At 69.1% G+C, this 12,782-nt stretch carries 14 protein-coding genes; 4 read left to right on the forward strand and 10 right to left on the reverse strand.

Annotated features, from left to right (window positions below; genetic code table 11):
* Positions 1-176: 176 nt before the first annotated feature.
* From ACWEVP_RS37460 to ACWEVP_RS37475, 4 genes are all read left to right on the forward strand, one after another.
* Entirely contained in the window at positions 177-800 is a 624-nt protein-coding gene (locus ACWEVP_RS37460; protein WP_452067308.1) for a MarR family transcriptional regulator, read from the forward strand.
* Positions 801-963: 163 nt separating this feature from the next.
* On the forward strand, positions 964-1,293 hold the full coding sequence (locus tag ACWEVP_RS37465; protein WP_452067309.1) for a hypothetical protein: 330 nt from the start codon (positions 964-966) through the stop codon (positions 1,291-1,293).
* A 98-nt stretch (positions 1,294-1,391) separates the two neighbouring features.
* A complete protein-coding gene (locus ACWEVP_RS37470; RefSeq protein ID WP_452067310.1) occupies positions 1,392-2,744 on the forward strand; it encodes a hypothetical protein in 1,353 nt (450 codons plus the stop codon).
* A 16-nt stretch (positions 2,745-2,760) separates the two neighbouring features.
* Positions 2,761-3,267 (forward strand): hypothetical protein, encoded by a 507-nt coding sequence (locus tag ACWEVP_RS37475; protein WP_452067311.1) that lies wholly within the window; start codon positions 2,761-2,763, stop codon positions 3,265-3,267.
* A gap of 33 nt (positions 3,268-3,300) precedes the next feature.
* Here the strand turns inward: ACWEVP_RS37475 and ACWEVP_RS37480 are convergent, their stop codons facing one another.
* From ACWEVP_RS37480 to ACWEVP_RS37525, 10 genes are all read right to left on the reverse strand, one after another.
* A complete protein-coding gene (locus tag ACWEVP_RS37480) occupies positions 3,301-5,100 on the reverse strand; it encodes a vWA domain-containing protein (RefSeq protein WP_452067312.1) in 1,800 nt (599 codons plus the stop codon).
* Between the two features lie 47 nt (positions 5,101-5,147).
* Positions 5,148-5,897 (reverse strand): AAA family ATPase, encoded by a 750-nt coding sequence (locus tag ACWEVP_RS37485; protein WP_452067313.1) that lies wholly within the window; start codon positions 5,895-5,897, stop codon positions 5,148-5,150.
* Positions 5,898-6,396: 499 nt separating this feature from the next.
* Positions 6,397-6,684, reverse strand: coding sequence for a hypothetical protein (locus ACWEVP_RS37490; RefSeq protein WP_452067314.1), 288 nt, complete (start codon positions 6,682-6,684; stop codon positions 6,397-6,399).
* Positions 6,685-7,418: 734 nt separating this feature from the next.
* Positions 7,419-9,848: a transcriptional regulator gene (locus ACWEVP_RS37495; RefSeq protein ID WP_452067315.1), complete on the reverse strand. Its 2,430-nt coding sequence runs from the start codon at positions 9,846-9,848 to the stop codon at positions 7,419-7,421.
* Positions 9,849-9,949: 101 nt separating this feature from the next.
* Complete coding sequence (locus ACWEVP_RS37500; RefSeq protein WP_452067316.1) at positions 9,950-10,348, reverse strand: hypothetical protein; 399 nt, start codon at positions 10,346-10,348, stop codon at positions 9,950-9,952.
* Positions 10,349-10,366: 18 nt separating this feature from the next.
* Complete coding sequence (locus tag ACWEVP_RS37505; RefSeq protein WP_452067317.1) at positions 10,367-10,801, reverse strand: pilus assembly protein TadG-related protein; 435 nt, start codon at positions 10,799-10,801, stop codon at positions 10,367-10,369.
* On the reverse strand, positions 10,801-11,256 hold the full coding sequence (locus ACWEVP_RS37510; protein WP_452067318.1) for a TadE/TadG family type IV pilus assembly protein: 456 nt from the start codon (positions 11,254-11,256) through the stop codon (positions 10,801-10,803). The genes ACWEVP_RS37505 and ACWEVP_RS37510 overlap by 1 nt, the downstream gene beginning before the upstream one ends.
* Complete coding sequence (locus ACWEVP_RS37515) at positions 11,253-12,134, reverse strand: hypothetical protein (protein ID WP_452067319.1); 882 nt, start codon at positions 12,132-12,134, stop codon at positions 11,253-11,255. Before ACWEVP_RS37515 ends, ACWEVP_RS37510 begins: the two co-directional genes overlap by 4 nt.
* 13 nt (positions 12,135-12,147) lie before the next feature.
* Positions 12,148-12,570 carry a TadE/TadG family type IV pilus assembly protein gene (locus tag ACWEVP_RS37520; protein ID WP_452067320.1) on the reverse strand — a complete coding sequence of 141 codons (423 nt, stop codon included), beginning with the start codon at positions 12,568-12,570 and terminating at the stop codon, positions 12,148-12,150.
* 1 nt (position 12,571) lies between these two features.
* Positions 12,572-12,766, reverse strand: a complete 195-nt coding sequence (locus tag ACWEVP_RS37525; protein ID WP_452067321.1) for a hypothetical protein — start codon at positions 12,764-12,766, stop codon at positions 12,572-12,574.
* Positions 12,767-12,782: the final 16 nt, after the last annotated feature.

Here is a 12,782-nt window from a genome sequence, read left to right on the forward strand (position 1 = left end):
CGCGCACGTAGGCACTTCCGGGCGATACGTGTGTCTTGTTTGGACAATGGCTTGACATGAAGGGGCTATCGGAGCGTCCATAAGTGTGTAGCCCGAACCACCGGATGCGCACCGGCGGGCGAACGCCCCGGCCGGGGCATGACCATCCACCGCTTCCCTTCGAGACGGAGCTCGTCATGCCCGAAACCCAGAACACCGAACTGAATGGCACCAAGCCCGAGATCGCCGACACGACGGTTCGCCGCGCCCTGAAGGCCCATCCCGGCGAGACGACCGCGAACCTGGCTGCTGCAGCCGGAGTCGGGCGCTCCACCGCGTCGAAACTCCTGTCCCGTTGGGCGGCCGAAGGACTGGTGACCCGGACCACCGGCAAGGACCAGTCGGTGCCCGTCACGTGGACGTGGATCGAAGAACAGAACGACGCTGCCGTCGATGTCGCAACGGAGATCGAAGACCCGGCTCCCACGGCAGATCGAGAAAGCGACACGGCCGCCGAAGACATCCACACCCGAGAAGCTGATTCCGCAGCTTCGCATGCCGCCAGCACCGTCTCCGACCCGGCAACCTCGGAGGAACCGGCGGCCGACATGCTGAAGAAGGAACGCCTACCGAAGGGCGCGCTTTACGAGCTGGTGAAGGAATTCCTGCAGGCGCACCCCGGCGAAGAGTTCGGACCCGCCAAGATCGGCACCGAGCTTGGTCGGTCTAGCGGCGCCGTCAACAACGCACTGGAGAGGCTCGCCCGCAACGGACTCGCCGCTAAGACCTGCGAGGCTCCGAAGCGCTTCGCCTCGAAATAGCCTACGGCCTCGGTGTCGAGCCCAGTGCGACGTGACTCGGATGTCGAACGGAACATTTCCACCATCGCAACCGTGTTCATCTAAGAATCACCATTTCACCGGATGATCGGAAACAGATTCCTTATCGCAACAGGCACTGACGACGCGCGGACGTATCCTTGCCTTGAATCTCGCCGACGCTTCAGTCGTGGAGGCTGCCGTGAATGATCGTTGGAAACATCCAAAGACACGAGTCAGTTCGGTTCGACTTCGCTTCTGGGCCGAATGCGTGGTTTTGCTGATCACCATGACCCTCTGGGTGATCACGATTACCGAGCCCGATTGGGTCGAACGCCTGCTGCCCGGCGTCGCTCCCGATGGCGGTGACGGCTCCCTGGAATGGTCCATGGTCGCCGTCGGGTTGCTGGTGATTCTCGTCCTGGCTGTCGCAGCATTCGCCGAATGGCGGCGGCCTCGCACCGACACGTCGGCCGCAGCGAAAACGACACGATGAACGCCGGAGAGGATCCAACACCGAGGCCATCAGACCTCCTGCCACCGCGTCCGCCCGCCCCTCCCGACTCGCCCGAACCCGCACGGTGGTTGGGACAGATGGACGGAGACTCGGCCGTCTACGTCATCGCCGGAGGCGCTAAGTTCTGGGTCCCATCCCCGCAGGAACTGTTCGCCATGGGCGACGACTGGGGCAAAGTACAGCACGTTGCACCGCACGATCTGGACCGGTTCGGCGCAATGCCCGAACGCTTCACGTACTTGCGTGAATGGGACCGGCCGGAGGTGTGGGTCATCACCGGCGGTACTGCCGTCTGGGTCCCCAGCCCTGCGGCCTTGTTCGCCTTGGGAGTCGGGTGGGATTCGGTACGCATCATCCCGTCCGGTGCGCTGGCGCGCAACGGCATCGCCACGCGTACCCTTCCCTCCGCGTCGGCCACCCCATCCAGCATGATTTTCGGCCCCAACGGCGACGGATCCGACGCCGGAACCCGGTGGCCGCGGTCAGAGACCCCAGGGGTCTCACTGCCGAACACCTCTCACGTCGTCGACCTTCGGGGGTGGCTGGCCGATGTGCCCGACCCACCCCTGGCCAACGGTGACCCGGATGTCCACTACGGACTCCTGCTGGACGTCGACTGGCTGCTCGCCAACGGATACGACCTGCGCACGTTCGTCACGGCCATCGACGTCGTGGCACGAGCGTGGGGTGGAGGTGACGCGCACGCCGTAGCCTCGACACTGCAACTCAAGATCGAGATCAATGGGCTGCCGACGGACCTGGGGCCGAAGTTGTCCAGCCGGGCGCCGGTGTGCCCAGACGACTGGTTCGAGATTCCCGAACTGGGCCAGCCTCGCGTGCTGTGGCCCTACCCGATTCCGATCGTCGGAGCCGACGGCACTCCACTGCGCAATGGGGAATACGTACGCGTATGTGGGAGCCTGGTGACCGATCCGGCACACATCGGCGGCAGCGGGACGAGCGCTTCCTACAACGACGCCGCCACGATCTGGCAGGGCGCCGAACAACACACCTCACCGTCAAACCCGGCGCGGTGGACCGAGGTGCACCCGCCCGATCTGATCCAGCGAGTCAGCGACTTGCCGCCGAACCAGCAGAACACTCCAGGCACATCGACCCTGTGGGGCGTTGCGGTGTGCTGTGAATCGTTCGTCCTCAGCCCGGTGCCGGTGTTCAACGAGCTCGCCGCCGAACTCAAGCCGCTATCGCCGCAACCGCCGGACACCATCGCGAACGCGCAGGAGTTCGTCGGCCCGGAAACGGTGTTCTCCTCGCTGGTGGAAGGCAACGAGGAGCGAACCGGAGCGCGGATCACGCTGCACAGCGACCACGTTGACGTCTACGTCAAGGTCCGCGGACAACCGTTCCACGGGGCACCCGGGAAGTTCAAGGCGGCCTACCGAGTCTTCTGGGACGAGGCGCCGCGGTAGTGGATCGGAGACTGTCATGAGTAGCTATCTGTACGGTGACGTGACGCAAAAGCGCGCGGCGGCGCCGCCCGGCGAGAGCACCGGAGCGGAGCCGCCCGGCGTCAAAACCTACGTGGACACGTTCGCGGCGCTCGTGCCGGCCGAAGTGCTGGCGTTGCAGGCGTTCATTACCGGCTTGGTGGTCCAGCAGGAAACGGCGGGCGGGGTGACTCAGGCGAAGATCGAGCACCCGGATGTAGTGAAATACTCGTTCGTCGCCTTACTGGTGGTGTCGGTGTTGCTGTACCTCATTGGGCTTAAGAGGTGGCCGAAACGGTGGGACTTCTTGCGGATGCTCATTCCTCCACTGGCCTTCGCGGGCTGGACCGCGTTGCAGCCCGACAGCGTCTTCGACGTGGTCGCACCGGGCTTCTCGGGAGTACCGGCGGAGGTGACGGCAGTCATCCTCGCGGTCGTGCTCGGTGTGCTGGCGAACCGGCTCGGGGTGGTGGCCGATAAGGCCGCTCCGGACGCCGGCAGTTAGGAGCTCGCCCTGCAGCTGATCGCGAGCCGGAGGTCAGGTTGTTCGTGCCGAATTGGGTCGGCGCCGCGCGGCGGCGCGCAGTGCCGTGGTGGCGGCGTGCCCGATGGCGCGGGCGGCCGTGGTGGGGTCGGTCAGGACGTGGACGGTGGCTCCGGCGAGCGGGGTGTCGGTGTCGCTGGTGGTCAGCCACAGCACCGCGCACCCGGATGCGCGCAGCCGGTCGAGCTTCTTCTGCCCGTCGCGGCGAGGTGTCGCGCGGTATTCGCCGTCGGACACGATGACGACCAGGCGGGCCGCGCCGGGGCGGGACAGGCCGAGGGAGCCGTCGAGGGCGTCGAGCGCGCGGGGAATGTCCTCGTAGTTGTCGCGGCTGCAGAATTCGGTGACTTCGGTGGGCGGCTTGCCCGGGTGGGTCAGCGGGCGCACGTGGCGCCCGAAGATCACGCTTGCGGTGTCGGCGGGCACGCGGGTGTGCCGGGCGGCGTTGGCCAGGATCCAGGCCGCTGAGGCGACGTGAGCGCGCGCCCAGCCCATCGAGCCGGATACGTCGCACGCGATCCCGACCCGCAGCGGGGGCACGGTGACCGGTGTGCGGATGGTGCGGGTGAAGGGCTCGGCGGTCACCACGGCCCCGGCGGCACGCTGGGCTTCGGCGGCACGCACACCGCGCATCCGCAACCGGCCCGGCGGCACGTCCGAGGTGGAACGCACGGCGACGCGTTCCCGGGTTCCGGCGGTGTCCAGCGCCCGCGCGAGGACCCGCGCGGCGGTGCGCTCCTCTGCCGTGGGCGCGCGAGTGCCCGACGTCAGGGTGTCGCCGTCGGGAGGACCGCCGGTGCCGAACACCCGGCGCGCCACTGCGCCCGCCTTCTTCTCGGCGGCGGCTTCGCTTTCCTTCGCGGCGGCCGAGACGGCGGCTGGATCCTCCGGCGCCTTCTCCCTCGCTGCTTTCGCCGCCACGTCGCCCAGTACGGCGGCTATGGCGTCCGCCAACGGTGACGGGGGCGCGGGGACACCGGGCCCGGGCGAGCCGCCCGACGGGTCCGAGGTCCTGGGCGAGGCCGGCGAGGTCGAGTCCGAGCTGTCGGGGTCGGTGCCGAGGATCTCGCACCACTGCCGCCCGAGGTCGAGCATCTCCTCTCCCGCGTCGTCGGCGGTCCGCAGCGCCTGCCGCCAGACCGACCGCAGCTTTGCGAGGACCTCGGTGCCGAGCACGTCCTGGACCACCCGGGCGACCGGGTAGACCTCGGCGTGGGTGAGGACCCCGCCGTCGGCCCGTCCCAGCAGGAGCGCGGCGGACCGTGCGGCGTCGGCCGCGGTCATCTTCGGGGCGGTGGCGGGGTCGGCGTAGAGGTGCAGGTCGGTCGCGACGATGCCCTGCACGCACGCCCGGAGCCAGTGCCGGTCGTCCGGGCGGCGGCGGATGTGCGCCGCCTCCATGCGCGGCTCTTCCAGCAGCATCGCGGCGGCGACCACACCGGGCGGGGCGCCGTCCGGCGGGTCCCACGCGGTGTGTTTGGCGTGCCCGCACTCGTGGGTGAGCGCGCCCCACGCGGGGGCGTAGCGGGTGCGGTCGGACAGGTTGGCGGGGTCCACGGTGGCGGGGTCCACGCCGAGGTGGTCGCCGTCGACTTCGATCAGCGCGCGGTGCGGATAGAAACAGGCCGGGGCACCGCCACCGGCGCCGGGGGCGACGCTGACCACGAGGTCGTCGCGGTCGGCGATCACGGGGACCTCGTCGGCGAACGCGGCGGACAGGGTCAGCCATTCCGGGCGGGCGGGGAATACGGCGGCACCGGTGGCGGTCGGGTCGGCGGTAAAGTGAGCGCTCATGGCAGGGGTCCTTTCGCGACGGTTCGCGGGTCGTTGGTGTGGCGGGGTCAGGGTTTGGTGATGATGCGGGCGCCGAGGGCGAGCGGGGTGACCGTCTTGCCGAACACGTCGCGCACTACGGCGGCGACGGTGACGCGGTCCTCTTCGGGTGCGATGCCGACCAGGTTTCCGGCGGCGGCATCGAGGTCCCACGCGTCGGCGAGCTTCTTGAACGCCAGCAACTCACGCAGCTGCGGGGCCCAGCCGATCTCGCCTTTCTCCTGCCGGGTTGCGAGGTTGCGCGCCACCCGCACGGCCTTCTTGTCCACCCCGAGCTGTTCGGCGAGGGCGTAGTCGCTGGAGACCTGGATGTGCACGGAGAACCGGGAGGACAGCGCGTCGGTGAGGATGGCCCCGTGCACGCCGGGGTTGTGTCCGGCGACGACGTAGAACCCGGGTGCGGCCTTGACGACTTCGCTGGCGTTGGCCTTGATCACGATTTCGCGGCGGCCGTCCATCGCGGGGTAGACCACGGCGAGCACGGTCGGCGGGATCAGGGTGGCGTCGTCGATGAACAGCGGTACGCCGTCGCGCATCGCGCGGACCAGCGGGCCGTGGACGAACACGAAGTCGCCGTCGGGGGTTTTGGTGTAGTCGCCCACCAGGTCGGCGACCACGGTGTCGCCGTCGCCCTGCACGGTGAGGCAGTCGTTGAACGCTGCCTCCACCACCGAGGTCTTTCCGGTGCCGGGCGGGCCGTACAGCAGCGCGGCGACCCCGGCGTCGCGCAGCCGCTGCAGCGCGGTCACGTCCGGCATGCCGGACAAGAGTCGGGGGTGGTAATCCATCCCGTTGGGACGTTTGACCGGGCCGGTGACCGTGCGCGCCGGTCGCGTGGTGGTGGCGGTAGGTGGAGCCGTCGCGGGTGCGGCGGGTCCTGTGCTGGCGGGTTTCGTCCGCCGGGCGCGGGGCGTGGGTGGCGGGGCGGGGGTGATGGCGGGCGCGGCGGCGGATGCTGTGGTCGCGGTGGCCCGGTAGGTCACCGGGGCGGCCGTGACGACTTCGGCTTGTCCCCTGTCCGTCAGCGCTTGGCACGCGTTGCCGACCGCACCGGATGACCGGTTCAGGGTGCGCGCGATACTGCCCGGGGTGTGGGCGGTCGCTGGGTCGTCGGCGAGGACTTTGGCGACCATGGCGCGGAGTTCGCCGTTGCGGAGCCTGGTCGCTGTGGCACCCGCCGGGGTGGTTGAGCCGGTGGTGGGCGGGGTGGGCGTGGTCATCGCGGGTTCCCTTTCAGACGTGGGGCGGTTGTGGCGCTCAGTGCGCCAGCGGGTGCGTGTAGCAGAAGTAGTCGTCGGTGCCGTCGGGGCACAGCGCGAACAAACCGGCGTAGCCCATTTCCCGGAGCATGGCGTCTTGCGCGTAGCCGTTGCGGCGGCGGCACGTCCGGGTGCGGGGACCGTCCGGGCCGTGAACGGTGATTTTCCGGTCGTCGAACGTCACGCGGTAGGCCACTTCGGGGGCACCGTCAAGGTTTCGGATGACAATGGGATCGGTTCCCGGGTCGTTCCACATGATGTTCCCCGTTTCGTTGACAGCGCCCACGCCGGGTAGGATTTGCTGATTTCCGGATTTTCCGGTGACACAACAAAAGTAACTCGACAAACCAGCGCGCACAATAGCTATTGCCACCCCATTCGGGTGGCGCATTTCGTCGTAATAAAAGAAGTTCGGGACGAATCTGCAGGCATGTTTAGGCAGGTCATGATAGCCATCAAGTGGCCGGCGAGAGCGTCAGAAAAGCAGCACAAGCAGGATTCTTTTAAGTAAAAGAATCGGATGGCGACCACTTGCACGAGGGGAGATGACCGTCGAAGCGGGGCTGCGTGGACACGATAGCAACGGCCTGGGCGACGAGGCGGACCCGATGTGCTTGCCTGCTTGTCGCCAAGCGAGTCTGGGACACCAGCGGATCCCTGCATACGAGCGCTGACCTGCCCGTTCCCGCATCGGCGGAGGATCCGTCTTAGGCGGTCCACGGAACTCCAGGCCGATCGGCGCGTGCACCGGCACTCCCAGCGGATGCCAGCCGCCTGAGGGATGCGCCTCTGATTCGAGCAACCCTCGCCAATGAGTCGTCCACACGCGCGGCACGACGCTGAGCGCGTCGACCCCGAGCGTCGCGGAACCCCGAGGACGCGACGAATTACAGCAACTTTTGAACGGATACACCGAGGGACTTTTCTGCACGTTGACTATCAGCACGTCGACACTAACATCCGCGGTGGCTGATCAGCTATTTCAGCGTCGAGGTATTTCACCGGCATCGGCATGATGATTCACACCTCCGCGTCGACGACTCCATCATGGAGTCGTCGTAAGCGCTCGGCGAGTTCGACCGTGGCAGCCGTCGGAGTTTCGTCTATTTCGGCGAGGCGCGCTTCGAGCAGGCGAAGTGTTCTGGCTATCGCGTCGTGTCGGCCGAGTTTGTGTTCGAGTCGCATGATGTCGCGGTAGAGCAGCTCGTTGTGCGGGTCGAAATCCCGCGCCGATTCCAGTAGCTCCAGTGTGGACTCGGGATCGCTCTGGACCCGGTCACGAGCCAGCGCGGCGACGGCGTCGAGGGCGTCGCGTCGGACGCTTTCCCGGATCGGGGTGAGCCATTCGGCTTCGAAGCCGGCAGCCAGCTCGCCGCCGTAGCCGGCGACGATCGCGGCGTGGGCCGCGGCGCGTTGCTTCTGGTCGGCCGTTCTGCGGCGGCGAGCGAGCGCGTCGGCGAACGTCCAGTAGTCGACCTCGACGACGGCGGGCGCGAGGCGGTACCGGCCGTGCTCCGCGACCGCGAGATTACCGATGTCGGAGTACGTGGCTTTCTCGATGGTGCTGCGAAGGCGAGACAGGACGGTGCGCAGCACGGCGGCTGGATCTTGAGCTGGGCGGCCAGCCCACAGGGTGTCGGTGATCGCGGCTCGCGGAACGCCTTCCGGATGCAGAGCCAGGTAGATCAGCAGTTCCCAGAGCCGTGGCGAGAGCTTGCCGGTGACCTCGACGGTGTCGTCCGAGCGGGCGACGTCCGACCGCCAGCACAGCCTCGGCTGCCCGAACACCGACAGCACCAGCGGCGTAGCCAGGTTGTGCCGTACGTCGGCAGCTGGCATCGCGACCGGCTCAGCTGGCGCCTCGGTCTGGTCGAGGGAGGAAGAGCCAGCGACCTCCAGCCTGTGCGTGTCGGCAGAAGGGGACTCGTCTCGTGGGCTATGCGCGGCATCGAAGAGAGCGAACAGCTCGCGGGTCGCGGACTCGGGCAGCGTGAACGCGCGCCGGCCGCGTAACGGCTCTCCCGGGCCCGGGGACGTCGCGGTGATGGCACCGGCGGCGTCGATGTAGAGCGTGACGCCGGGATGCCACTGCCCCAGGAGCAACAGCGTCGTGCTCGCGCATCCTTCGACGAGGACCTGTTCCAGACAGGAGCGATCCTCTTCGCCTGCCGGTGCTTTCGCAAGGAGAATTCGGCGAGCGTTCTCGGGCGGATTCTGACTGCCGATGTGTGCGAGCGCGGCGGCGACGCCGTCGACGATGTGGACGCCGTCCAGCAGCTCGTCGGGGTTGTCCGGGATGCCAAGCAAAGCCTGCAGATCCGCCACCGGCGCGACAACCTCCGCCCTGGGGGTGGACGTCATGACCGTGAGCAGCAGCGCGCGGGCCGCCGCGTGGCTGCCGGGTCCGATGAGACCGAGCCCGTGCGCTGCCGCGAGGTTCAGCGCCAGTTCCGCCGAGGCCTCATCGTCGGGGCTGCCCAACTCGGGCGTGATGCCGAGGTCGGCGCCGTCGACATCCGCGTCGCCGCTCTCGGCCTCTTCGAGTCCGGCCTGGGCGTGCTGGTGTGCCCGATGCAGCTGGAAGACGACGGGGGCGATGGACAGGTCGTCGCGCCGGCCGCTGCCGGGCCGGTAGCCGGCGCGCTGACGCCGTCGGGCAAGCAGCAGCGCCGCGCCGACTGCGCTTGCCAGGCCCAGACCGATGAACACCTCGGGCTCCCACGACGAGCGAGTGCTCGGAGCAGTCGCGGAAGGCGTCACCAGCATCGACGGCGAGCCAGTCGCGGGCTCGCGCGGCGGAGGCTGCACCTGCGGTGGTTTGAGCTGAACCGGCCTGGACGTCGCCGGCAGGCGAATCCGCTCGCCGGGATGGATCATGCTGGGGGACGTCAGCGTACGACCGCCAGGCTGGGCGCTCATTGCGTTCAGGCACCAGATCTCCGGCCATCGATCGCCGTCACCGAGGCGGCGTTGCGCGATCCGGTACAGCGAGTCGTGGACACCGTCGCGGGGTGCCCGGACCAGCTCGACGTCCTCCGGTACGCCCTCGACAGCCGACGGCACGGCTATCACCGCGCTCACGCCGGTCCGGGCCGCGCTCCCTCCGCCAGGTGCAGCGATGGCCGTGCGGCTGATGAACGACACGACAATGGCGGTGATGAGCACCGCCGCGACCCGGCGGAGCGGGCTGCCGTGACGGGCGAGGTCCGGTTTGCCAGCGGCGAGGACGAGGTCGCGTAGACAGCCGGCCAGCTCGAGGATGAACGCGCCCCACAGCAGCCACGCCCCGCACGCGAGCACGTCGAGCAGCAGGCTCGTCGACGGCGGGGCCATCAGCACCGCGCCGAGCTCTGCCGCGGTGGGCACGTGATCCGGAAGCGGCCACCCGATGAACCACGCCAGCGCCCACGGCAGCCCCGCCGACAGCCCGGACAGCAGCACGAGTGCCACGCCGGCTTGCAGCAGCCGTCGCGCACCACGCAGGAACGCGCGGCGAGTTTGCCGCGGTCCCGTTCTGGTCGACCGTCCTGTCGGCACAACTGCGCCCCGAATCAGATTCGCTGGCCTTGGGCCACCGGTGTTTGCGGACCGGGTGCTTGCGGCCGAGTTTCCGGCGGTGTGGGTGCCGAGGACGTCCCGGGATGGGTGTCCGGTTTCGGCCGGCGGCCAGGCGGTCGACCGCGCCGCGCGCGCGGCTTGCCGGCAGCGAGCCACCTGGTGAGGTCGGCAGCCGAGACGTCGGTGAACTCGGCCAGCTCGTCGACGCCGACGACGTCCACCGCCGCGGCGAGCACGATGCCGAGCTTGCGTTCGACCTCCGCCAGCTCTTCGGCGAGCACGGCACGGCGGTGCGCGAGCTCGCCGACCTCGCGGGCCGCGGCCATCCTCCTCGCGCTCTTCTCCGCGTCGGCCTTCTCGACCCGCCGTTCGATCTCGTCGGTCGGGATCATGGCTTTCTCCTCCGGTGTTCAGGGCTCCAGCTCGGTCACGCCGCGCTGGGGGTGGGCGGCGCCGCCGCCGTGGGCGCCGATCGCCGGGATGCCGATAAGCGACAGCAGCTGGGTGCGCTGGCTGGTCGTGACGGTGACGGTCACGGTGTCGACGGTGGCGGTCACCGTGCCGGTGGCGCCGATGCCGGCGAGGTACCGGCGAGCGAACGCGTCGGCGTCGGCGGGGACCAGCCGCAGCGCGCCGGTCGCCCGGTAGGCGGCGAGGTCGATCGCCTGGGCGCCGGCGCGTGCGGCCGACTCGGCCTGGCCCGTCGCTCGGACCTTCGCGGCCAGCGCGAGGCCGCCGTCGAGCCCGAGTCCGGCCAAAGCCAGGAGCCCGAGCATCAGCACGACAACGAACGCCGAGACCCGGCCCTCCTCGCCTCGCCACCAAGCGGCACGGCGGGCGTCCATCACGCGCCTCCAGCTGGCTGGGAGCGGTAGATGTCGACGACTTCGCTGGCCTCGGCACTGAGCGTCCGGCTGCCGGGGACACCGAGGACGAGGGCCTGGCCGAAGTCGACGGTGCAGCGGACACTGACGACGACGGTGCTGCCCGGAGTCGCCGAGGCCGTGGTACTGACCGTCGCGTCGCGGCAGACCAGTCCGGCGTCCGCGAGCGCCGAGGTGGCGGTCGCCTGCGCGGCGGCGGTGGCAGCCGGCGGCGTGCGCTGCAGGCTCGCAGCGCGTGCCGCCTGGTGTGCGGCGTCGTCGAGCCGCAGCCGGGCATCAACTCCGCGGTGGACGACCACGGCGACGAACACCAGCAGCATGACCAAGACCGGCGCGACCAGCACGGCCTCGGCGGTCACCGACCCGCGCTCGGCACGCCACCAGCCGACCATCCGCCGACGCTGCACCGCGGTCACGGAACTCGCTCCGACGACGGCAGTTCCCAACGGAACCATCCGGCTTCTGTCAGGTCTCGAGCCGCGGTGACGTAGGCGAAGACGGACGTCGGCAGCTCCTCGGCGACCGCGACCACCGAACGTATCGACGCGGTCTGAAGGTTGGCTTGGATGGCGCTGGTATGCCCGACGAGCTCAGCGTGGCGAAGCTTGGCTTCCCATTCCCGGGTGAGCGTGACGCACCCCTGCAGGTGAAAGACCAGCTCGCCGAGCAGGTCGTCGAACTCGGCGATCGCCGACGCGGTAGTCGCCGCGAGGTCAGCCTCTCCAGGAGTCGTGGCGAGCTGTGCGGCGTGCCGGCGAGCAGGCGCCGTCCGGAGCAGGCGGGTCAGTGCCTCCCAGACCACGTGGTGGACACGCGTGGGCAGCTCGGGGTCGAGCCAGTCGCGCGCCGTCGTGGCGTGCAGTTCGCCGGTGAGGTCGATCAGCAGGCCAGCCGTCTGGTGAGCCGCCGCGCCCAAGTCGACGAAGTCGTCACTTCGGAGAAAGAACTCGCCGGGAACCCGCTCCAGCCGACAGCGGCGTTCGTGCTGATGCTGGTGGTCGGTGTCCAGGCAGGCGGTGGTGATGGCCGCGTCGCAGAGGCCACTGAGCACGAGCGCGATGGCACCGCCAACCGCGAGCGCACCACCGAGGGAGCCCGCGACGCCGTAGCCCCCTACAAGCGCGAGAGCCAGCAGCCCTGCCACCGAGCGAGCCGAAGGAAGACGAGCTGCGAAGTCGGAAACGACGCGCCGGCGCCAGTGTTTCGTTGTGATATCGGGGTTCCACAGCATGATGTCCGGGCCGTCGGAGAAGTCGCCGACGGTCACTGCATCTGGCTTTTCGAGCAGTGACATGGATTTCCTCCCATCAGGCGTCCGGAACGAACCTCTCGACTGCACCCGAGCTTTCGGCGTGCACGTGCAGGTGCACCCCGGGCAGTACGGCAACGACCTCGCCCTGCACGCTGGCCGACGCCGAGGTCGCGGTCCGCTCGACGTCGATCTGCGAAGACCGCAGCGGCCCCTGCGCGAGGTCGTCGAGCAGTCGCCGACCGGCGGCGCGGCCGGCCGCGGCGGTGCCGTGTTGGGCGCGGGCCGCGGCGAGCGCGTCCGCGGAGGCGGCTTGAGCGACGTGCGTTGCGTGGGACCAGAGGGCGAACTGGATGATCGCCAGCAGCGCCAGCAACAGCAGCGGCGTCGCGATCACCAGCTCTGCGGTGACCGCTCCCCTGTCCCCCGCCAGCGCGCGCCGGACTCGCTGCCAGCCGCTACCAGCCAGTGTCGACGTCACGTCAGCCGCCGAGGTCGATGCTGTTGGCCTTGGCGGTCAGCTTGGCGGCGATGATCGCGATCAACGCGATGGCGAGCACAGCCATGAGCGCGGTGACGATAACCGTTGTCGTGATCTCACCCCGTCCGTTGTCCCGTCGCAGCAACAGGATCCGCGCGGAGATCAAACTCCAAAGGGTTCGGCAGTAGGTCAGCATGGTGTCTCCTGTGGAC

Source organism: Amycolatopsis sp. NPDC003865 (assembly GCF_053605345.1).